Annotated in this window: 17 protein-coding genes, 3 rRNA genes, 1 pseudogene and 2 riboswitches; of the genes and pseudogenes, 7 read left to right on the top strand and 14 right to left on the bottom strand. The window is 45.9% G+C overall.

All coding sequences use genetic code 11. From position 1 onward, the window contains the following. Nucleotides 1-336: 336 nt before the first annotated feature. A pseudogene (locus tag ACQ4XT_RS03810) lies at nt 337-540 on the bottom strand (helix-turn-helix transcriptional regulator); the annotation flags it as partial. Between the two features lie 131 nt (nt 541-671). Between ACQ4XT_RS03810 and ACQ4XT_RS03815 the strand changes: the two are divergent. Further along, nucleotides 672-1,523 carry a dimethylarginine dimethylaminohydrolase family protein gene (locus ACQ4XT_RS03815; RefSeq protein ID WP_446852573.1) on the top strand — a complete coding sequence of 284 codons (852 nt, stop codon included), beginning with the start codon at nt 672-674 and terminating at the stop codon, nt 1,521-1,523. Nucleotides 1,524-1,650: 127 nt separating this feature from the next. On the opposite strand, the gene ACQ4XT_RS03820 is transcribed toward ACQ4XT_RS03815, so the two are convergent. Then, a complete protein-coding gene (locus ACQ4XT_RS03820; RefSeq protein ID WP_446852574.1) occupies nt 1,651-2,121 on the bottom strand; it encodes an acyl-CoA thioesterase in 471 nt (156 codons plus the stop codon). Nucleotides 2,122-2,259: 138 nt separating this feature from the next. Then, nucleotides 2,260-2,439, bottom strand: a riboswitch (cobalamin riboswitch). 138 nt (nt 2,440-2,577) lie between these two features. Next, a riboswitch (purine riboswitch) is annotated at nt 2,578-2,679 on the top strand. A 132-nt stretch (nt 2,680-2,811) separates the two neighbouring features. Here ACQ4XT_RS03820 and ACQ4XT_RS03825 point away from each other — a divergent pair. Next, nucleotides 2,812-3,399 (top strand): xanthine phosphoribosyltransferase, encoded by a 588-nt coding sequence (locus ACQ4XT_RS03825; RefSeq protein WP_446852575.1) that lies wholly within the window; start codon nt 2,812-2,814, stop codon nt 3,397-3,399. After that, a complete protein-coding gene (locus ACQ4XT_RS03830; protein WP_446852576.1) occupies nt 3,396-4,688 on the top strand; it encodes a nucleobase:cation symporter-2 family protein in 1,293 nt (430 codons plus the stop codon). Before ACQ4XT_RS03825 ends, ACQ4XT_RS03830 begins: the two co-directional genes overlap by 4 nt. A 93-nt stretch (nt 4,689-4,781) precedes the next feature. Here ACQ4XT_RS03830 and ytvA read toward each other — a convergent pair whose 3' ends face one another. From ytvA to ACQ4XT_RS03845, 3 genes are all read right to left on the bottom strand, one after another. Continuing rightward, entirely contained in the window at nt 4,782-5,573 is a 792-nt protein-coding gene (gene ytvA, locus ACQ4XT_RS03835) for a YtvA family blue-light photoreceptor (protein ID WP_446852577.1), read from the bottom strand. Between the two features lie 95 nt (nt 5,574-5,668). Continuing rightward, a complete protein-coding gene (locus tag ACQ4XT_RS03840) occupies nt 5,669-6,238 on the bottom strand; it encodes a nucleotidyltransferase family protein (RefSeq protein WP_446852578.1) in 570 nt (189 codons plus the stop codon). Beyond that, a complete protein-coding gene (locus ACQ4XT_RS03845; protein WP_446852579.1) occupies nt 6,235-7,083 on the bottom strand; it encodes a LysR family transcriptional regulator in 849 nt (282 codons plus the stop codon). The genes ACQ4XT_RS03840 and ACQ4XT_RS03845 overlap by 4 nt, the downstream gene beginning before the upstream one ends. Before the next feature lie 105 nt (nt 7,084-7,188). On the opposite strand from ACQ4XT_RS03845, the gene ACQ4XT_RS03850 reads away from it, so the two are divergent. Further along, nucleotides 7,189-8,394, top strand: a complete 1,206-nt coding sequence (locus ACQ4XT_RS03850) for an MFS transporter (protein WP_446852580.1) — start codon at nt 7,189-7,191, stop codon at nt 8,392-8,394. 278 nt (nt 8,395-8,672) lie between these two features. On the opposite strand, the gene ACQ4XT_RS03855 is transcribed toward ACQ4XT_RS03850, so the two are convergent. Together ACQ4XT_RS03855 and ACQ4XT_RS03860 are read right to left on the bottom strand one after the other, a co-directional pair. Next, complete coding sequence (locus ACQ4XT_RS03855; RefSeq protein WP_446852581.1) at nt 8,673-9,146, bottom strand: GNAT family N-acetyltransferase; 474 nt, start codon at nt 9,144-9,146, stop codon at nt 8,673-8,675. A gap of 54 nt (nt 9,147-9,200) precedes the next feature. Continuing rightward, nucleotides 9,201-10,091 (bottom strand): LysR substrate-binding domain-containing protein, encoded by an 891-nt coding sequence (locus tag ACQ4XT_RS03860; RefSeq protein WP_446852582.1) that lies wholly within the window; start codon nt 10,089-10,091, stop codon nt 9,201-9,203. A gap of 111 nt (nt 10,092-10,202) precedes the next feature. Between ACQ4XT_RS03860 and ACQ4XT_RS03865 the strand changes: the two genes are divergently transcribed. From ACQ4XT_RS03865 to ACQ4XT_RS03875, 3 genes are all read left to right on the top strand, one after another. After that, nucleotides 10,203-11,195 (top strand): YeiH family protein, encoded by a 993-nt coding sequence (locus tag ACQ4XT_RS03865; protein WP_446852583.1) that lies wholly within the window; start codon nt 10,203-10,205, stop codon nt 11,193-11,195. Nucleotides 11,196-11,376: 181 nt separating this feature from the next. Beyond that, entirely contained in the window at nt 11,377-12,279 is a 903-nt protein-coding gene (locus ACQ4XT_RS03870) for a DMT family transporter (RefSeq protein WP_446852584.1), read from the top strand. Nucleotides 12,280-12,296: 17 nt separating this feature from the next. Further along, nucleotides 12,297-12,851, top strand: a complete 555-nt coding sequence (locus ACQ4XT_RS03875) for a cysteine dioxygenase (protein WP_446852585.1) — start codon at nt 12,297-12,299, stop codon at nt 12,849-12,851. Nucleotides 12,852-12,881: 30 nt separating this feature from the next. Here the strand turns inward: ACQ4XT_RS03875 and ACQ4XT_RS03880 are convergent, their stop codons facing one another. The 7 genes from ACQ4XT_RS03880 to ACQ4XT_RS03905 all read right to left on the bottom strand — a co-directional run bounded on the left by ACQ4XT_RS03880 (nt 12,882) and on the right by ACQ4XT_RS03905 (nt 21,531). Next, on the bottom strand, nt 12,882-14,033 hold the full coding sequence (locus ACQ4XT_RS03880) for an AI-2E family transporter (protein WP_446852586.1): 1,152 nt from the start codon (nt 14,031-14,033) through the stop codon (nt 12,882-12,884). A gap of 60 nt (nt 14,034-14,093) precedes the next feature. After that, a complete protein-coding gene (locus tag ACQ4XT_RS03885) occupies nt 14,094-15,005 on the bottom strand; it encodes a DMT family transporter (protein ID WP_446852587.1) in 912 nt (303 codons plus the stop codon). 111 nt (nt 15,006-15,116) lie between these two features. Next, nucleotides 15,117-15,230: ribosomal RNA gene (rrf, locus tag ACQ4XT_RS03890) — 5S ribosomal RNA — on the bottom strand. Nucleotides 15,231-15,320: 90 nt separating this feature from the next. After that, a 23S ribosomal RNA gene (locus ACQ4XT_RS03895) occupies nt 15,321-18,236 on the bottom strand. Nucleotides 18,237-18,406: 170 nt separating this feature from the next. Further along, nucleotides 18,407-19,971: ribosomal RNA gene (locus tag ACQ4XT_RS03900) — 16S ribosomal RNA — on the bottom strand. The 16S, 23S and 5S rRNA genes sit together here, the layout of an rRNA operon. A gap of 384 nt (nt 19,972-20,355) precedes the next feature. Further along, nucleotides 20,356-20,448, bottom strand: a complete 93-nt coding sequence (gene yxzF / locus ACQ4XT_RS20530; protein WP_514132554.1) for a small protein YxzF — start codon at nt 20,446-20,448, stop codon at nt 20,356-20,358. Nucleotides 20,449-20,511: 63 nt separating this feature from the next. Then, nucleotides 20,512-21,531 carry a thiazole biosynthesis adenylyltransferase ThiF gene (locus tag ACQ4XT_RS03905; RefSeq protein WP_446852588.1) on the bottom strand — a complete coding sequence of 340 codons (1,020 nt, stop codon included), beginning with the start codon at nt 21,529-21,531 and terminating at the stop codon, nt 20,512-20,514. Nucleotides 21,532-21,549: the final 18 nt, after the last annotated feature.

Raw genomic sequence — 21,549 nt, forward strand, 5'->3', positions numbered from 1 at the left:
AATGTTTAACGACAAAAGGACGCTGAGTAGGTCAACAGAGCTTAACCTAACCACCTGTAATACAATCATAAGATGATAGACAGCCATTAATCCCATCATGATAAAGAAAGAATAAAATACTGCCTTATGTCTGATCCACTTCATACGTTCATCCTTCTGTTTGAACTGAGGATATAAGTAACTCATACTGAAAGATAAAATCCCCAAAGAAACCATGGTCCATATCATAGACGGCCATTCGCCACCCATCGCCCCCACAAAAATTAAAAAACCTGCCAATAGCAAGAAAAATACTCCGATAACTTTAAAAAAGTTAGAAGTGAAATCCATCTTCATTCCCCCCTCCTTTGATTCATAGATAAATAAATCTTCAATTCGAACACCAAATACCCTCGCGATTTCAAATGCAAGCGGCAAGGAAGGGGAATATCTGTTTTTCTCAATGGATATAATCGTCTGACGGGATACCTGCAAGATCTCAGCTAATTTGTCCTGAGATAACCCCTGTTTTTTTCTACCCTCCATAAGCCGGTTCTTCATATTACCCCTCCAATTAATTACAGTTTAAAGTAAAGTTACCTTTACGTATAGGTAACTATACACAGGGCTTTATTGTTTTATTCTCTACACTCCGGGGAAGAAAGGGGATATGAATAAAAGGAGGATCTAACATGGTTGGTATAGCTTCGGAAAACAGTGTTCAATGTCACACCGAATATTCACCGCTGAAAAAAGTCGTGGTCGCCAAGCCTTCTTATATGAAAATTACTGACATCATCAACGAAACCCAAAAACATTTTCAATACCAGAACATAAACGCCCAAACAGCTCTCCAGCAACATGATCATTTCGTACAGGTTTTAGAAGATCATCAGATTGAAGTCATCCAACTTCCAAGTCAGCCGGATCTTCATGAACAGGTGTTTACAAGAGATATCGGGTTTACCATTCATCATCGACTGTTTATCAGCTCTATGAGTGAAAAGGTCCGGAAAGAGGAAACAGATGTCCTCCGGAGCTGGGCGAGAGAGAATTATATCGAGGTAGAAGAGGACCTCCCTTCATCAATTGAAGGTGGAGATATAGTTGTAGACGGAAAAACGGTATGGGTCGGTGAAACAAAAAGGACATCCGATAAAGCCATACGCGAGCTTCAATCACGGCTCCATGATCTTCAGGTCATCCCTGTCCCTTTGAGAGAAGACATCCTTCATTTGGACTGCGTATTCAACGTAATCGATCAATCTACTGCAATCCTTTATCCTCCTGCTTTTACAAAAAACAGTTTGAAAGCCATCTCTGCACGATACAAAGTAATTGAAGTCACCAAAAAGGAGCAATTCACCATGGGTCCGAACGTTCTTTCCATTGGAGACCGTAAAGTGATCAGCCTCCCTCAAAACGAGCAACTAAACACACAGTTAGAGAAATATGGGTTTCATGTGATACCTGTAGACCTTTCAGAAATCATCAAATCCGGAGGATCATTCCGTTGTTGTACATTGCCATTAAAACGAACATAAAGGCAGTCCGCTTCTTTCAAGGCGGGCTTTTTTTGAGTGGAAGAAATCAACACAAGTATAAATAAGACACCACTAAATGTGGTGTCTTTGCATTTATTTATTGGTTTTTCATAACACTTAATACCTGTCATCTAAGGGCAGGCCTGCTTTTTCGATGTTCCCTCCTCGATGGAGCTGTTTCAAACAATTGTTTATCTTCCTCTGTCTCAGGTATAACGGGCGGCACCGGTGTCGGTCTCCCTTCGACATCTACAGCGACCATCGTTAAAAATGATTCGGTCGTCATTACCTTTCTGCCTTTAAGTAAATCATCAGCAAAGACTTTCACATACACTTCCATTGATGTACGCCCCGTGCTTGTCACACAAGCTTCTAACGTCAATGCATCCCCTACTTTAGCTGAAGATAAAAAATCCACAGAGTCTATGGAAGCTGTGACAACCACACAGTTTGAATGTTTCATAGCGGTAAGGGCAGCAATTTCATCGATATATGAAAGGACTTTCCCTCCGAAAATAGTATCCAGGTGATTCGTATCTGGTGGCAGCACTAATCTTGTTTGAGTCATTCTAGAATAACGAACAGGTAAAGGTTCCATGAATGGTGTCCTCCTTCTTGAAAGTGACTATCCCTCAAAGGGAGAGTTTACAAAGCGCATTCTCCCCTTCGTTCATGGAACCGAAAAAGGCTCTTGATAGATCCAATACACGTAACATCCTCCTATCTCCCGTAGGAATTCATGTTCTTCCTTATGGCAGGTCTCCTGGCTCAGGTTCATCAGCACATAGCCCTTCCCATTAAAAAACAGTGGGTCATCTATGCACCTCCCCATTACAGTGGCGGGACCGCGTTGGCTTTTCACCAAACTTCCCTTTTCAGCTTCTAAAACGAAGCCACCATAAGGCAGTAAAATTTTTTTTAGAAAAGAGAAACTCTCTTCCCATCCACTATCTCCCAAACAAACCACCATGTCAACACGAACAAAACCATAAATATTGTCCATTAATTCCCTGGATAGGGGTTGATTACGAACAATAAACTGATATAATATCCATATCATTCGAATATAAGTTTTCATATAATAGCGGGGATAGGGCCCGCAAGTTTCTACCGGTTTACCGTAAATAGACCGACTATGAAAAGCAGCACAAGACACCGGGACTTTTCTGTCCACGGTTTCATTGTCTTTGTCTACGTCAAGCACGAAAAGACTTGCTTTCCATAGAGGAAACAAGCTTTTCGTGCTTTTTTGTTACATCAATACTTAACCTAGAAAGGTGCGTTGGATATGGATCGTTTGAAAAAGAAAATCGTGGAAGAAGGGAAAGTTCTATCTCCTTCCGTTATTAAAGTCGATGCCTTCTTGAATCATCAGATAGACCCTTTACTCATGAAAGAAATTGGGGAAGAGTTTGCGAACCGTTTCAGAGATTTGGGGATTACGAAGGTACTGACATTAGAGTCCTCAGGAATTGCACCCGCTCAAATGACAGCCCTCAGCCTGGGGGTTCCTGCAATCTTTGCAAGGAAGAAGAAATCGTTGACCATGAAAGATCACCTTTACACATCAAAGGTACACTCGTTTACAAAGCAGGAAACAAATGAAATATCCATATCGAAAGATTTCATGGAGGAAGGAGATCACGTCTTGATCCTTGACGACTTTCTAGCGAATGGGCAGGCTGCGAAAGGGCTGATTGACCTTGTAGAACAATCAGGAGCTTCCATCGCCGGTGTGGCAATCGTTATAGAGAAAGGCTTTCAAAATGGCGGGCGCCTTTTACGGCGCCAAGGAATAAAAGTAGAATCCCTCGCCACCCTTTCATCCCTTGAGGACAGTACGATCACGTTTGAAACACAGGAGGTATCCTCATGAAAACAACCGCTTTAGCCATTCAACACTTATTGGCGATGTATGCCGGGGCGATTCTCGTTCCATTGATTGTCGGTGGAGCTCTTGGACTGAATTCTGAACAACTTACATACCTTGTCGCCATTGATATTTTAATGTGCGGAGTGGCGACCATTTTGCAAGTCGTCCGCAATCGTTATTTCGGTATCGGCCTTCCTGTCGTCCTTGGCTGTACATTTACAGCCGTCGGTCCGATGATTGCCATTGGGGGTGAATTCGGGGTTTCGGCTATCTACGGCTCCATTCTCGTTTCCGGATTGTTCGTCATCCTGATCAGCCGCTACTTCGGGAAACTTGTTCGATTCTTCCCACCTGTCGTCACAGGGACCGTTGTAACGATTATTGGAATTACATTAATTCCTGTTGCCATCAACAACATGGGCGGAGGCCAGGGGGCGGAAGACTTTGGTTCCCCTGCTAATCTTGCTCTTTCCTTTGGAACGCTTTTATTCATCATCCTTCTTTATCGTTTCACGAAAGGATTCATGCGCTCCATCGCCATTCTGATTGGTATTTTAGGAGGCACTCTGGTTGCTGCTATCTTTGGGAGAGTCGATTTCTCCGCCGTCCATGAATCTGGAATCTTTCATATGGTCGAGCCTTTCTACTTTGGGACACCGACCTTTCATTGGTCTGCTATTTTAACAATGATTTTAGTAGCCATGGTATCTCTCGTGGAATCTACTGGCGTTTACTTCGCATTAAGTGAAATGACAGAGAAGAATTTGAATGAAAGAGATCTAGCTAGCGGTTATCGGGCGGAAGGATTAGCGATTCTTCTCGGCGGTGTGTTCAATGCCTTTCCTTACACCGCTTTTTCTCAAAATGTCGGGCTCATGCATATGACAGGCGTAAAATCCCGAAGAGTTATTTTCGTCATGGGCGGCATGTTAGTTGCCCTGGGCTTCATTCCCAAGATTGCTGCCTTTACGACCATCATCCCTACCGCTGTGCTAGGTGGTGCGATGATTGCGATGTTCGGAATGGTCATCTCCCAGGGCATTAAAATGCTCAGCCGTGTCTTGTCCGAATCTCATGAAAACTCCATGATTGTCGCTTGTTCTGTAGGCATAGGTTTAGGAGTTACCGTCGTCCCGGAATTGTTTGCCAAACTACCTGAAAGCATACAAATCCTTACTAGTAATGGTATCGTGGCAGGCAGCATGACGGCGATCACACTCAACATCGTATTCCATATGCTCCCGACACGCAAAACAAAAGAAGTTCACTTATTACACAAAAGGAGCGCTTAGTCCCTGACCAGGTCATACAGATATTGGAAAACACTTCTCCTCAAACAAAAAAGCAGCGCCTTCCATTTAAGGAATGGAAGGCGCTGCTTTTCATTATTGTTGTTCTCTTAAAGCTTTTAAGGCTTGTTTCACTGTGGCATATGTCTGAAGCGATAGCTCACTAAAGTCTGCGTAAGGGGCACTTTGAATGGCAAATGTAGGTTTGATCCCTGTGATGACGAGTTTTGTTCCCATCAGGTCCAACAGCTGATTCATCTGATAGATGCCCATATGAACCGCTTCGTTATAAGAGTGCACAGCAGACATGTCCAAGATCAAGTAATCCTCTTTCGTTTCTTTTACGTGGTGACTGACCGCTTTCAGCATCTGCTGAAGCCTGTCATCATCAATAGTCCCCACAAGCGGAAGTACGGAGATGTTATCCTGTACGGGCACAATCGGCGTCGATAACCTTTTCACCTCTGACAAATAGTGCGCGATCAGTTCTTCCTGTTCCCGACGCTTTGTCACATCTTTTTGCACACCAACAAAATACACCTGATCCATCTGCTCGATGTACACCGGAAAAATATGTAATTCATTCCAGAACATCGTTCCGTCCTTACGATAATTTTTTATTTCTACTTGCACAGGCGTGTGTTTAGAAAGACCTTCACGCAGTCGTTCTACATGCTTCGGGTTTGTTTCATCCCCTTGCAGGAAGCGACAGTTACGTCCTAGAATTTCCCCACGTTCATAACCAGTCAGGTCCAGAAACCCCTGGTTGCAATAAATCATTGGGTTATCCTCCTGCTCTGGATCCGTTATAACGACTCCAGCACCAACATGGTCGATCGCCGCTTTTATAAATTCATTTTGTTGAATCTCTTCTAATCTAGCAAACATGAGCTCTTCCGACACGTTAGAACATCCCCTTCAAGATTGGAATGAATTACTTTAATAATAAAATGAATTCTACCAATCATGCAAGTACCATCCTTTTACCATGGCAGAATCTTAAGCTCCGGCCAGCGTTTTTTCCATTTTTCAGCCTTATTCCAATAAACTTCTTCCGGTATCAAACGCTTATTCGGACGGATGATTCCTTGAAAAAGATCCTCTAAACCGAAAGGAGCATAAATCTCGTATTCTCCATTCCTCTTTCGCTTGACCCCGACAGAGGAAGCTGTCGTCGGCCATGTATCAATGGCATCTTTGACAGATGTGTACGGTTTGATCGACTGATTGAACTTCTCTTCATACCAAAGATGAACAAGGGCTTCGTTCGTTACATCAATAGAAAAAGGCAAGTCCCTACAGTCATCATTCCATCGTTTTTCGAGATTCTTTTCTTCTTCAAGCGTGCCGGCAGCGTCAAAATAAATCAAATCTGCATCCCCTATACCATAGTCAGCGGGATAACCAAATTGGTAGTTCCACACGCTTTGAGTGATTACACCAGCACCGATCCAACACTCCTTGCCAAACGAATGAGCCACTTCGAACAACGGGCGGACGAAGGGGCTCCACTCATCGATGACCACGACCAAATGATTTTCTCTTTTGTTCATTCGCTTACCTCGTTTTGGATATGTTCAAGGAACGCTTCAACCTGGGGCAATGCTCTACCTCCCTGTTTCACACATGCCCAAGTTTCCCGGGCCATCGCCCTTCCCTCTTCCTCTAGAGGCAAACAACTATAGGCGTCCTTTTCCTCTTGAATGATGCTTTCAGGAAGGACCGTCATTCCGAGACCCCGCTTCATCATTTGTTTGGCTGTTTCAAAATGATCCACCTTGATTGAACGTTTGACCAAGATGCCGGTTCCCCGCGCCATCCAATTTTCAATGAGCTTCTGAAAACCTGGATCACTCTTAAATTCAATCAGGGGCCGCTCTCCTTTTCCCATAGGCACGGTATCTAAGAGGAAAAGAGAATCACTCAATAGATGGACGGATTCGTAGTCATCAATTGGTTCCCCTCTTACAATGGCAATATGAAAGGAGGAGGCGGATTGTCGTATTTCTTCACTGACTCCTGTCACAAGATCGATCGTTACATCTGGGAATGCTTTTGTGAATGATTGCAGGACATCAGGAAGAAAATGCTGGCTGTATAAGGAAGAAGCTCCGAGCGAGAGCGTACCGGCCACTTTCCCTTCCACTTGTGCCAATTTTTCTCTCAACACATCCTCCTGAGCCAGCACATGCTCTGCATGAGTCAAGACAACTTCTCCAAAAGGCGTTGGAAGTAACCCTTTCGGAGTACGAAGAAAAATCTGCCCGTCCAGATGTTCTTCTATGTATTTCAAACGCTGCGTGATGGCTGGTTGGGAGATTAATATAGACTTAGCCGTTTTTCGGATGGTTCTAAATTGATTCAAATTGAGCAGAAGCTGATAGTCCTCAATCTTCATGAACAGTCCTCCCCATAAAAATTTCTTATCACTTATAATTATAATGCAATATTATCCAAATCACTAAAAAACGAGTACGATAACTGTAGATAGAGGAGGGAGAACATGAACAAAGCGAATACAAGAAGATTGATGAGTGGGTATTTTTTATATGAGAGTGGTCGTGCGATGTACTTCGTCCTCATCACATGGTTTTTATATCAATGGACGGAAGATGCTTTTTACACAGGGTTGTTCGTCAGCTTCGGATTTATTCCCGGGCTTTTTTCAAACGTTATTTTCGGGGTTCTGGTCGATCGAACCAACCGGAAAAAGCTCGCTCTCCTTGCAGGTGTCATAAGCATCATCTGTTTAGTCTTATTAATAGGAACATTTTGGGTTGAGGTAGAACATCCGTGGCTTATGATAGCCGCCCATATGTTCATGCAAACCGCAGGATCCTTATTCCGCCCTTCATTACAAGCTCTTGTGGCTGAAGTATTTCCAAGGGACTCTCTTCCTCGGATCTTTTCATGGTCAGGTTCCTCTACCGTTGCTGGAAGTTTAACGGGAGCGGCTGCGGGCGGAGTGTTGGCCGGACTTACAGCTGTTGAAACCTCGTTAATTGTCGTTGTCCTTTTATATGTGGGGGCTGCAGTCACCATTCAGATGATTCGTTACACGCCGGTCGAAACAAATCACTCCAATGAGTCCCTCTCCTTTTGGGATGAGATGAAAGAAGGATTCGCTTATGTACATCAGAACCGGATGCTTTATGGGTTGTTCGTCATGCTTATGCTTGGACAGCTCACCTTCCACACGACTTTGGGATTTTTAAGCGTTTATACAAGTTCACATTTAAAGCAGAGTGCGCTCGTCTACGGAATGCTCGACAGCACGTTCTCCATCGGAGGTATTCTTGCTGGACTTATCGGAACATGGTGGTGGGCAAAGTGTCAGAACCGCATCGGCGTCTGGTCGCTCCTCTTAACAGCTTCAGGGCTTGCGATCGTTAGTTTCACTACTCTCGTGCCTGTGGCTTTCCTCGGCTTTCTTTTGATCGGTCTTGGTACATCGTTTGTGCGTGCTTTATTGCAGTCTGTGCAGCAAATGGCCACGGATTCCCGTTTTCATGGACGCATGTCCAGCCTGCGCATGCTTTGCAATCAAACATCTGTCGTCGTGACCGGTCCTATCTTCGGTGTTCTTGCTTCTTCCCACGGAGCGCCTGCCGTTTTCCTCTGCCTGCTCATTCCGGTTACAGGTGGAGTCATCTGGGCTCATGTCCAGTCCAAACAGCCGAGATTTAAGCAGATCACGAAGTCCGCTTAAATACGCCCAGCAAAAAGGTATGCTTCTCTATGTAGGAGCATACCTCGAGTGGTGTTATGCAGCTCTGCTTATCTCGTCTCTTCCTTCGGTGCGCGATATACCTTCTCGACCTCAACTCCCAGCGTCTTCAAATAGTCGACAATCTGGTCTAGTCTCTTCATTTTTTCACCTCAGTATTTGAAATAAGATTTGGCATAGAAACACATCCATCTTCATTACGAACGGGATTGTACAAACGTTTCAATTTTTTCTATAAAAGACGATACCCGTAGTTCCTACTACTTATGCACCTTTTTAAACATTTGCACATTTTTTATCGATATTCCTCGAATCCATTTCACCTGTTCCTTCTTAATGGCATATCCTCGTTTCTGAAAAAACGGTCTCGCGACGTCACTAGCTTCGGTCGTAAGCACCTCTACCCCTTCTTTTGCTGCCTGTTCCTCTAAAAGGTGGAGCAGTTGAGTGGCCATACCTTCCCCCTGCCTATCTGCGGCTACATACAAAAAATCGATGTGAGATCCTACAAGGCTGGCAAAACCTATAATGATGTCATCAGCGTCCTTTGCGACAAGTGAGTAGGCATCAAGAAAACGGTGATGAAGAAGAGGTTGATCATTAATCCCTTCCGCCCAAGCTGACAATTGTCCTTGATTGTAAAACCGGGGGGATATATTCAAGATTGATGTTCTGACCATCCTAACCACATGGCAAAGATCTTCCTTTTGCAGTCGTTCGATGAACCAAACCAAACTTTCCTCTCCTTTCTATCATAACAAAGTCCCACCCTAATGAATGTAATGGTTTTATGACAATTCATACAATTTCATGACGTGCTTTATGAAGACTTGAGCATCTTCCGTAATTTCCTCTTCATTGGATGGAGTGACGATGGAAAAGGATCGCGTTGTAGAGTGAATATAAGGGAGATGCATGATTAACTCCGCAGCGTCCGTATGTTCCACAACCGTTTTTGAAATAAAAGAAAGCCCCAGACCTTCCTTCACTCCTTGGACTACTCCATGATTGCTTCCAATCGTAATTGTCTTTTTCGGTCGAATGTTCGATGATTCCAACATATAATCCAGCATAGCTCTCGTCCCCGACCCACCCTCACGTGTAATCCATGTATGGTCCTGTAAATCTTGAAATGTCACCTCTTTACACTTTCTCAAAGGATGAGTTCCAGGAACAATCACGACCATTTCATCTTCCATGAATGGAATGGAACTCAATCCCTGCTCCGTCACTTTCCCCTCCACAAGTCCTAAATCAAGCTCATGCTGCTGCACATCCCGGTTGATTCGTTTGGAATTGGCAATCCGGACCTGCAATTCGACCGCTGGATACATGTCATCAAAAGCTTTTATAATCGAAGGAATAATATACTCTCCCACCGTGTAACTCGCACCAATATGGATATGTCCGCCTACCTGATCGTGGAATTGCTTCACTTCATTCCTTGCTTTCTCCAGCAGCCCCAGAACCTGTCTCGCCCTTCGATAAACCATCTCCCCTGTAGCTGTCACTTCGAAATGTTTCGGCGAACGATCAATTAACGACGTTTGAAAAAAACGCTCCAGATTCTTGATATGCGCACTAACCGTTGGCTGCGACAAATTCAAAAGCGCAGATGCTTTCGTGAAACTTTTCTCATCAATGGCGGTGATGTAGGTTTTCAATGCTTCTAAATCCAAAAGAACCGCTCCAATCATTAGTTTTTTCTATGATTAACATTATAAAGTTTTATTTTACGAATAACTACCCGGAGCGTATGATAGATGAAGGAAACAAAGGAGGTCCCATCGATGAACGACACTTATAATCAACCTCTTCTAAAAGGAATCGGATTTACAGCCATCGTTGCTGCTCTCGGATTTCTACTCGCCATGCTTCCGCTGCTGAACCAGGTCGGTCCTCTTGCGTCAGCTATTCTCCTAGCCGTTTTGTACCGCCATTTTTTCGGCTATCCAGAGAGCATGCGCACAGGAATTCAATTTTCAGCAAAAAAATTATTGCGTCTAGCGATTATTTTGTTCGGATTAAAATTAAATATCAACGTCATTCTTCAAGAGGGCTTTCCTCTTTTATTAAAAGGAACAGTTGTCATCGTATTTGCGATCGGACTTATGCTCTTTTTAGCCAAACTATTTGATGCCGACCGATCGATGATGGCACTTCTCGGGATTGGAACAGGTATATGCGGAGCATCTGCCATTGCTGCCGTCACTCCCATCTTAAAAGCCAAAGAAGAGGACACGGCCATAAGTGCAGGCGTCATATCCGTAGTCGGTACATTATTCGCCATTGGATACACGCTCATCCGCCCCCTTCTACCGGTGGATGCAGAAGCTTATGGAATGTGGGCGGGGATCAGTTTGCACGAAGTGGCGAACGTTGCCCTCGCCGGAGAACCCGCTGGAGATGAAGGCCTTGGAATGGCGCTCGTCGCCAAGCTCAGTCGCGTTTTTCTGCTTGTACCGTTCAGCCTGCTGCTGATCTGGTTTATGAAAAAGAAAGGAACAGAAGAAAGCCGTGCTTCCATCGCTTTCCCGTGGTTCCTTATTGGTTTCGTCCTGATGAGTTTATTCGGAAGTTTTGTGAATGGAACCATTCTTACTATTCCTGAAGCAGCCATGAATGCCGTGTCGACGCTGACTTCCTTCATCTTAACGATGGCCATGGTTGGTCTGGGTCTTAGCGTAAGCTTACATGATGTCAGACACCGTGCTTTAAAACCTATGCTCTTATTGATTGTGACATCCATTTTGCTCTCACTTCTCACATATTGGATCATTTGAAAAGTCTAAGGATTCCTTAGACTTTTTTTGTTCGTCATTTCCTGTCTAATGATCAGATTATTCGTCGAAAAAGTATCGTATCCAAGTCATTCTGTTACGATAGAATGGAAGATTGGGGGCTCATGCTTGTCCTTGTCCTGCATATAGTAAAGGGAGACTATATGAGGAAGGAACACGATCTATGAGTTCTTCAGCGCGAATCGGAGCTTCGCTCTATGCATTCCTCTCCATAACCTTCTGGGGTGTGTCTTTCGTTTCCACCAAAGCCGTTTTAGGAAAATTGGATCCTTTTTCACTGCTTGTCATCCGGTTTGGAATTGGAGCGATCTTTTTATTATTGATGGTACTTTTATTCCGATATCCTTTGAAAATACATATCAAGTACCTTCCACATGTACTCATCTTAGGAGTCCTCGGAGTATTCATCCATCAAGTGATCCAGGCGACCGCCCTGCTGACCATCCACGCGTCCGATGCAGGCTGGTTAATTTCATTCTCCCCGGTGTTTACCGTATTTTTGTCTTTTATTTTCCTGCAGGAGAAGCTTACCCTGAAGAAAATTGCTGGCATTACGATTGCCATCACGGGTGTTTTCATGATTACAACCATCGGGAGTGGCCAGACCTTCAGCTTCTCCTTGAGCATTGGTTATATTCTTATGATCGCAAGCACATTGAATTGGGCCGTCTATTCCGTCCTTTTAAAAAAATTATCCGTCCCTGTACCTTCTCTTGTCCTGACCTTTTATATGAGCACCACAGGGTTCTTCTTGACCTTTCCCTTCTTCATCAGGAACCATGGGGTGGACCAATTACGTGCACTTTCACCCGAGCACTGGGCCCACCTGCTTTTTCTCGGCATTTTTGTGTCGGCCATCGCCTATTGGTATTGGGCAAAAGCATTAGAGGTGATGCAGGCAACGCAGGTCTCCGTTTTTCTATATTTCGAACCACTGGCTACACTCATCGCTGCCTTCATCCTGCTGAATGAAAAATTCATTGCCTCTTCTCTTTTTGGAGGCCTTTTGATCATCACAGGTGTCATGATCGTCCAGGGAAGATTTTCATTTAGAAAACATGTTTAATAAGGAGGATTTCTACTATGAAGATGATCACACGAGTAAAAGAAGCATTTGAGAAACTTGATGATCATTCCCCCGAAACACTGAAGAAAACATTGATGGAGCTGGACGTCAGTTTAGAGGAATTAGCCCCCTATTTAGATGACCCTGAAGGCAAGCCCTATTACCGCCAAATGATATACGAAGATGATGATGTGGAAATGATTGTCATGAATTGGGCAGATATTGAATGTGCGCCTCACGACCACGGACAGTCCACAGGCTGGATCCAAGTTATGAATGGAACAACAAAGCAAACGGTTTATCAAGCCCATGGTGAAGCTTTACCTTTGCCTCTCTTCACAGAATTCAAGGAAAATGGAAGCCTCTTTTTCGCCCCAGAAAAAGGGATTCATAAAATGGGCAGAGAAGGGACAGCACCACTTGTGACCCTGCACCTCTATTCTCCACCTATTCGTGGCATGCGCGTCTATGATCTCGAAACCTGTGCAGCCTGCGTCGTATCCAGTGACTGCGGAGCATGGTGGCCGGAAGAACAACGGCAGCGTTTGAAAGAAATCAAATTACAAAAATAAAGAAGGAAGTGGCTGAGCCCACTTCCTTCTTTATTGAATTTTATATTGATTTTCTTCCTCCACAAACCGGTTATACCGCTTTTGAAACCAGTAATAAACGTGGGAGACGATGACCTTCAAAATCGCATAGCCAGGAATAGCTAAAATGATCCCGACAATTCCAAATAAATGACCCGCCGTCAATAAAACAAAGATGATGGTAACAGGATGAATGTGCAAACTTTTCCCCATGATCTGCGGAGAAATGAATTTCCCTTCCAGCAACTGTACAATCGTCCAAACGACGACAAGTTTCACAACCATGAAGGGTGACGTCACGATCGATATAATCAACGCAGGTGTTATCGCTATAACAGGGCCCAAGTATGGGACCACACTTGTCACACTGGCAATCGCAGCAAGTAACAAAGCATACTCCAGTCCGATAATCAAAAAGCCGATGTACATCATAATGCCGATGCAAAAGCTGACGATGATCTGTCCTTGAATGTACGCCGACAGTTGATGATCAATGCCTTTAAATACACTGGACACTTCCGGACGGACCTTCGGTGGGAACAGTCTTATGATAAAGGACGGGAGACGATGCCCATCTTTCAGCAAATAAAAGAGAATGAACGGCAACGTTACAAGCGCTACGACGACGTTCGTCACGGTTGAAATAATATTCGTAATCCCTTCTACCGTCTCAGAGGCGTAAGAAGAAATATAATCAGGGATCTGATTCAATATTCCATCCACGTCTTCAAATAGATTCGTATAGTAGACAGAAAAAATCGAATTCCTCAACCACTCATCGATGGTATTAATCAAATCTTGTAAGTAGCGGGGAAGCTCTTCAGCCAGACTGATCAATTGCTTCTCAAGAAACGGAATGATGAGGACCACAAGCATCGTGATAATCCCAACCAGGGCCAGGAGAGTAATCAAAATTCCCCAGATCCTTTTTATTCTCCATGATTCAAGCAAATTGATGATCGGCCTCAGTAAATAATAGACGACAATAGAAAGAATTAGCGGCAAGGCTACCGTTTTAACAAAAATTAAAAAAGGATCGAAGATGAACCCTACACTTGAAAAGACAAGGATGTTCAAGCCAATCAGCAGGAGTACACCTAAGATGAATAAAAGTTTCCGACCTCCGAAAAAGCGGATGACCGGTGTGGAATCCCAGCGGTTCATAAGCATTTCCCCTCAAAAGCATCGTTAATCACATTCTATCACATACATAAAAAACGAACCTTAACCTGCTTTCTTCCCTACAAATGAACGATTTACACGTTTTTTTCGCGTGGACAGATAAACCCCTGCAAAAATTACAACAAGACCAATGACCAACTGACTTGTGACCGGCTCATTAAGAAGCAGGTGTCCCCAGAAAAGAGCGGTCATAGGAACAAGGTAAGTAACCATACTCGCAAACTCGGCACTCCCTCGATCGATCATATAATAGAAAAGTAAGTGAGCAATTCCAGAACCAACACACCCTAAACCGATCACGCTGATTGCAAAAGTAACGTTCAAACCCGTCCCTATAGAGGTAAACAGAGTCGGTTGTGTCAATAGAATACCCGTTAGACCAACCATCGCTCCTACGAGAAGAGCGATACTGGTTAGAAGAATCACATCAAATCCCCGTAAGTGCTTTCGTGTAAAGTGTGAAACAAACCCATAGCATGAGGTTGCAAGAAGCATTGTTCCAATACCGATGAAATGATTGGACCGTACACTCCCAACCTCAAAACTAGTCAATATAAGAATGCCTATAAAACCTATTACAATTCCAGCCCACTGCCATTTATTTAAAAGAACTGAAAAAACTAGAAAACCAATCAAACCCGTCATAATAGGGGTAGTGGCATTGAGAACAGCTGCGGTATTACTGGTCACCACTGTCTGGCTTAAGGCAATCAACCCCCATGGAAGACCGGCATTGAACACACCGACGATCACCAAAAGACCCCATGGGATCGACGGGGGGAGTTGATGTTTCCTCCACTTATTAAAAACAAACGGAAGAAGAACAACAACTCCAGCAAGACACCTGAAAAAGACAGTCCCCCACACTCCAGCTGTCCCGATCAACGTTTCTATAAAAACAAAAGATAATCCCCATATCAAACTTAAAGAGAGTAAAGCACCGTACAGTTTCATCGTGTTGGCCCCCTTCCGTTCCTATCAATATTTCTATACTTTACCAAATCCATAAGAAACGCACAATACAAAAATAACCCTTCAGGAATATTCCTGAAGGGTTATGAAGTGATGTGGCGGCGTCCTACTCTCACGGGGGTAAACCCGACTACCATCGGCGCTGAAGAGCTTAACTGCTGTGTTCGGCATGGGAACAGGTGTGACCTCTTCGCCTTCACCACCACATCAATATAAAGTTTGAGGTGAACCCTCAAAACTGGATAAGGAAACATCTTGTTTGAAAAGCAATTGTCATTCACGAATGATGATAATCAGATAGATAAGTCATCGATCCATTAGTATCCGTCAGCTCCACGTGTCACCACGCTTCCACCTCGGACCTATCAACCTCATCGTCTCTGAGGGATCTTATTTGCTTAAAGCAAAGGGAAATCTCATCTCAAGGGGGGCTTCATGCTTAGATGCTTTCAGCACTTATCCCGACCACACGTAGCTACCCAGCGATGCTCCTGGCGGAACAACTGGTACACCAGCGGTGTGTCCATCCCGGTCCTCTCGTACTAAGGACAGCTCCTTTCAAATTTCCAACGCCCACGACGGATAGGGACCGAACTGTCTCACGACGTTCTGAACCCAGCTCGCGTACCGCTTTAATGGGCGAACAGCCCAACCCTTGGGACCGACTACAGCCCCAGGATGCGATGAGCCGACATCGAGGTGCCAAACCTCCCCGTCGATGTGGACTCTTGGGGGAGATAAGCCTGTTATCCCCGGGGTAGCTTTTATCCGTTGAGCGACGGCCCTTCCATGCGGAACCGCCGGATCACTAAGCCCGACTTTCGTCCCTGCTCGACTTGTAGGTCTCGCAGTCAAGCTCCCTTGTGCCTTTACACTCTGCGAATGATTTCCAACCATTCTGAGGGAACCTTTGGGCGCCTCCGTTACCTTTTGGGAGGCGACCGCCCCAGTCAAACTGCCCACCTGACACTGTCTCCGGACCGGATCACGGTCCTGGGTTAGAATGTCCGTACAGCCAGGGTAGTATCCCACCAGCGCCTCCACCGAAGCTAGCGCTCCGGCTTCCAAGGCTCCTACCTATCCTGTACAAGCTGTACCAACATTCAATATCAGGCTACAGTAAAGCTCCACGGGGTCTTTCCGTCCTGTCGCGGGTAATGTGCATCTTCACACATAGTATAATTTCACCGGGTCTCTCGTTGAGACAGTGCCCAAGTCGTTGCACCTTTCGTGCGGGTCGGAACTTACCCGACAAGGAATTTCGCTACCTTAGGACCGTTATAGTTACGGCCGCCGTTTACTGGGGCTTCGGTTCAACGCTTCGCATAAGCTAACGCATCCCCTTAACCTTCCAGCACCGGGCAGGTGTCAGCCCCTATACTTCGCCTTACGGCTTCGCAGAGACCTGTGTTTTTGGTAAACAGTCGCTTGGGCCTTTTCACTGCGGCTCCTCGGCAGAGGAGCACCCCTTCTCCCGAAGTTACGGGGTCATTTTGCCGAGTTCCTTAACGAGAGTTCTCCCGCTCACCTTAGGATCCTCTCCTCGCCTACCTGTGTCGGTTTGCGGTACGGGCACCTCTTTCCTCACTAGAGGATTTTCTTGGCAGTGTGAACTCAGGAGCTTCGGTACTTTATTTCCCTCCCCATCACAGCTTGACGTTGCCGGACGGATTTGCCTATCCGACCGTCTCACTGCTTGGACGCGCACATCCAGTGGCGCGCTCTCCTTATCCTCCTGCGTCCCCCCGTCGTTCAAACGGAAAGGAGGTGGTACAGGAATATCAACCTGTTGTCCATCGCCTACGCCTTTCGGCCTCGGCTTAGGTCCCGACTAACCCTGAGAGGACGAGCCTTCCTCAGGAAACCTTAGGCATTCGGTGAAAGAGATTCTCACTCTTTTTTCGCTACTCATACCGGCATTCTCACTTCTAAGCGCTCCACCAGTCCTTACGGTCTGACTTCACGGCCCTTAGAACGCTCTCCTACCACTGATCATAAGATCAATCCGCAGCTTCGGTGGTGTGTTTAGCCCCGGTACATTTTCGGCGCAGAGTCACTCGACCAGTGAGCTATTACGCACTCTTTGAATGATGGCTGCTTCTAAGCCAACATCCTGGTTGTCTAAGCAACTCCACATCCTTTTCCACTTAACACACACTTTGGGACCTTAGCTGGCGGTCTGGGCTGTTTCCCTCTCGACCATGAACCTTATCACCCACGGTCTGACTCCCAGAACAAAGTCTATGGCATTCGGAGTTTGACTGAATTCGGTAACCCGATAGGGGCCCCTCGTCCAATCAGTGCTCTACCTCCATGACTTTCTATTCTGAGGCTAGCCCTAAAGCTATTTCGGAGAGAACCAGCTATCTCCGTGTTCGATTGGCATTTCACCCCTACCCACACCTCATCCCCGCAATTTTCAACTTGCGTGGGTTCGGGCCTCCAGTCAGTGTTACCTGACCTTCACCCTGGACATGGGTAGATCACACGGTTTCGGGTCTACGACCGCATACTCACTCGCCCTATTCAGACTCGCTTTCGCTGCGGCTCCGCTTCTGCTGCTTAACCTCGCATACGGTCGTAACTCGCCGGTTCATTCTACAAAAGGCACGCCGTCACCCATTAACGGGCTCCGACTACTTGTAGGCACACGGTTTCAGGTTCTCTTTCACTCCCCTTCCGGGGTGCTTTTCACCTTTCCCTCACGGTACTGGTTCACTATCGGTCACTAGGGAGTATTTAGCCTTGGGAGATGGTCCTCCCGGATTCCGACGGAATTCCTCGTGTTCCGCCGTACTCAGGATCCACTCCGGAGAGAGAAAGATTTCGACTACAGGGCTGTTACCTGCTCTGGCTGACCTTTCCAGATCGATTCGCCTATCTTCCTCTTTGGTAACTCCAATGGAGTGTCCTACAACCCCAGAAAGCAAGCTTTCTGGTTTGGGCTGATTCCGTTTCGCTCGCCGCTACTTGGGAAATCGCGTTTGCTTTCTCTTCCTCCGGGTACTTAGATGTTTCAGTTCCCCGGGTGTGCCTGCCTATACCTATGTATTCAGTATAGGATACTGTTCCATTACGAACAGTGGGTTTCCCCATTCGGAAATCTCCGGGTCAAAGCCTACTTACGGCTCGCCGGAGCATATCGGTGTTAGTCCCGTCCTTCATCGGCTCCTAGTACCAAGGCATCCACCGTGCGCCCTTATTCACTTAACTATCTTCGTGAAAAGACGTTTACAATTTCAATTAGATGTCTTGTCATCAAATGTCTCATCGTTAGATGAAACAATGATTCCTTATCCAGTTTTCAAGGTTCACAAGTTGAAAGATCGTTTGATCTCTCAAAACTGAACAACCAACACAGTACGTTTCCGTAATATCCTTAGAAAGGAGGTGATCCAGCCGCACCTTCCGATACGGCTACCTTGTTACGACTTCACCCCAATCATTGGCCCCACCTTCGGCGGCTGGCTCCAAAAAGGTTACCTCACCGACTTCGGGTGTTGCCAACTCTCGTGGTGTGACGGGCGGTGTGTACAAGGCCCGGGAACGTATTCACCGCGGCATGCTGATCCGCGATTACTAGCGATTCCGGCTTCATGCAGGCGAGTTGCAGCCTGCAATCCGAACTGAGAATGGTTTTATGGGATTTGCTACACCTCGCGGCTTCGCTGCCCTTTGTACCATCCATTGTAGCACGTGTGTAGCCCAGGTCATAAGGGGCATGATGATTTGACGTCATCCCCGCCTTCCTCCGGTTTGTCACCGGCAGTCACCTTAGAGTGCCCAACTGAATGCTGGCAACTAAGATTAGGGGTTGCGCTCGTTGCGGGACTTAACCCAACATCTCACGACACGAGCTGACGACAACCATGCACCACCTGTCACTTGGTCCCCGAAGGGAAAGCCCTATCTCTAGGGTTGTCCAAGGATGTCAAGACCTGGTAAGGTTCTTCGCGTTGCTTCGAATTAAACCACATGCTCCACCGCTTGTGCGGGCCCCCGTCAATTCCTTTGAGTTTCAGCCTTGCGGCCGTACTCCCCAGGCGGAGTGCTTAATGCGTTAACTTCAGCACTAAGGGGTGGAAGCCCCCTAACACCTAGCACTCATCGTTTACGGCGTGGACTACCAGGGTATCTAATCCTGTTTGCTACCCACGCTTTCGCACCTCAGCGTCAGAAACAGACCAGAGAGTCGCCTTCGCCACTGGTGTTCCTCCACATATCTACGCATTTCACCGCTACACGTGGAATTCCACTCTCCTCTTCTGTCCTCAAGTTCCCCAGTTTCCAATGACCCTCCACGGTTGAGCCGTGGGCTTTCACATCAGACTTAAGGAACCGCCTGCGCGCGCTTTACGCCCAATAATTCCGGACAACGCTTGCCCCCTACGTATTACCGCGGCTGCTGGCACGTAGTTAGCCGGGGCTTCCTCGTTAGGTACCGTCAAGGTACCGCTCTATTCGCACGGTACTTGTTCTTCCCTAACAACAGAACTTTACGATCCGAAGACCTTCATCGTTCACGCGGCGTTGCTCCGTCAGACTTTCGTCCATTGCGGAAGATTCCCTACTGCTGCCTCCCGTAGGAGTCTGGGCCGTGTCTCAGTCCCAGTGTGGCCGATCACCCTCTCAGGTCGGCTACGCATCGTCGCCTTGGTGAGCCGTTACCTCACCAACTAGCTAATGCGCCGCGGGCCCATCTGTAAGTGATAGCGAGAAGCCATCTTTCAACTTTCCTTCATGCGAAAGAAAGTATTACCCGGCATTAGCCCCGGTTTCCCGGGGTTATTCCGATCTTACAGGCAGGTTGCCCACGTGTTACTCACCCGTCCGCCGCTCGTTCCACGAGCTTCACCCCGAAGGGATCCGCTCGCTTCCCGCGCTCGACTTGCATGTATTAGGCACGCCGCCAGCGTTCGTCCTGAGCCAGGATCAAACTCTCCATAAAAGTTAAGTTTGACTTGCTCATTTGCACACCGAATGTGCATGTTTCAAATCTCTTCTATAAAGAAGAAATGTTTTGACGTACTGGTTGGTTCGTTCAGTTTTCAAAGATCAAATGTTTTGTTTGCCGCTTCAAAACAGCGACTTAATTAATATATCATGTGTAGTTGTTTTCGTCAACAACTTTTTATGATTTATTTTGTTAAGCCGTTTGCGGCTTGCCGCTCTCTTAACGCGACAAGTAATAATATATCATGGCATTTTTAATCACGCAATAGGTTTTTCAATACTTTTTTAGTTTTTTAGATTAATAGAATGAGATTTATCTTTTTCTTCCTTATTATATATAGAAAGAAAAAATAAAAAGCGAGCAGATCACTGCTCACTTTTAGTAACGCCCTTTTCTTTTTCTCATGATTTTTCTAATAATCGGATATACCACCGGTCCATATTTGAACACTCGTTTTAATAGTCGTGCCATGGTGCACTCTCCTTATTAGTTGTTGCTTTATCCATTCCCTTTTCTCTCCCTATACAAACCACATCAACCACCAACAATTTTATGATACAACGTTTTTGCTTCCTTTATATCCTTTGTCCCGTGAATCAACACGCGTCCATCCCTGAAGAAAACCATGCGGTGAAGTGAGTTTTTATAGGATAACAAAAAAGGATTCTCCTGAACATCTCCATCCGGGAGCCGTTTTTTCAATTCTTTCAAATCTCTCTGCTCCTTTTTAGCTGGGCGTATCTGTACAGTGTCTCTTCCACATAAAACAGCAACCTTTGTCATTTCGTTTCCCAATAAAAATGGGTAGGATGGTTTTCCTCCACAGGACGGGCAGTCTTCCCTTTGGATTCGTCCGGTTTTAATCGTTGTATAGTCATTCGTCCAAAGATCAAAAGTGACAAGACCTTTGCGGACGGCGTGGACATCTCCTACCAGAACTTTTAATGCTTCCGTCACCTGATGGGCGGCGACCATTTGAACCGCAGGGCTGATCACACCGACCGTATCACAAGTGGCCCCACCCAGAGGGACACTTTTCATCAAACATGAGAGACAAGGGGTCGCACCCGGTATAATCGTATAACTCATCCCATGACTCCCTACGCATCCCCCATATATCCAGGGGATTTGGTATTTTTGGGTGAAATCGTTGATGAGCATACGTGTTTCGAAATTATCTGTTCCATCTATAATCAAATCGATGTCTTCTGAGTATTTTTCAAGCTCTTCTGCTTGAACATCATCCACTACCGCATGAATGTGAACCTCACTATTAACTTTTTCAAGCCGTTCTTTGGCAGCGATCGCTTTAGGCAGACGGTTTTTCGCATCTTTTTCTGTGAAGAGCTGCTGTCTCTGCAAGTTACTGAATTCTACGTAATCCCGATCAATGACAGTTATTTTTCCGATTCCTGCTCTTACAAGCTGCTCCGAACTGCTTGTTCCCAGAGCACCAACCCCTATCATGAGCACGTGCGACTCTTTCAGACGGCGCTGCCCTTTCTCTCCTATTGGATTAAAAAGCTGTTGTCTTGAGTATCGTTCTCCCGACAAAGGGCTCACCTCCTTTTT

The organism is Halobacillus sp. 12SKB, from assembly GCF_052941655.1.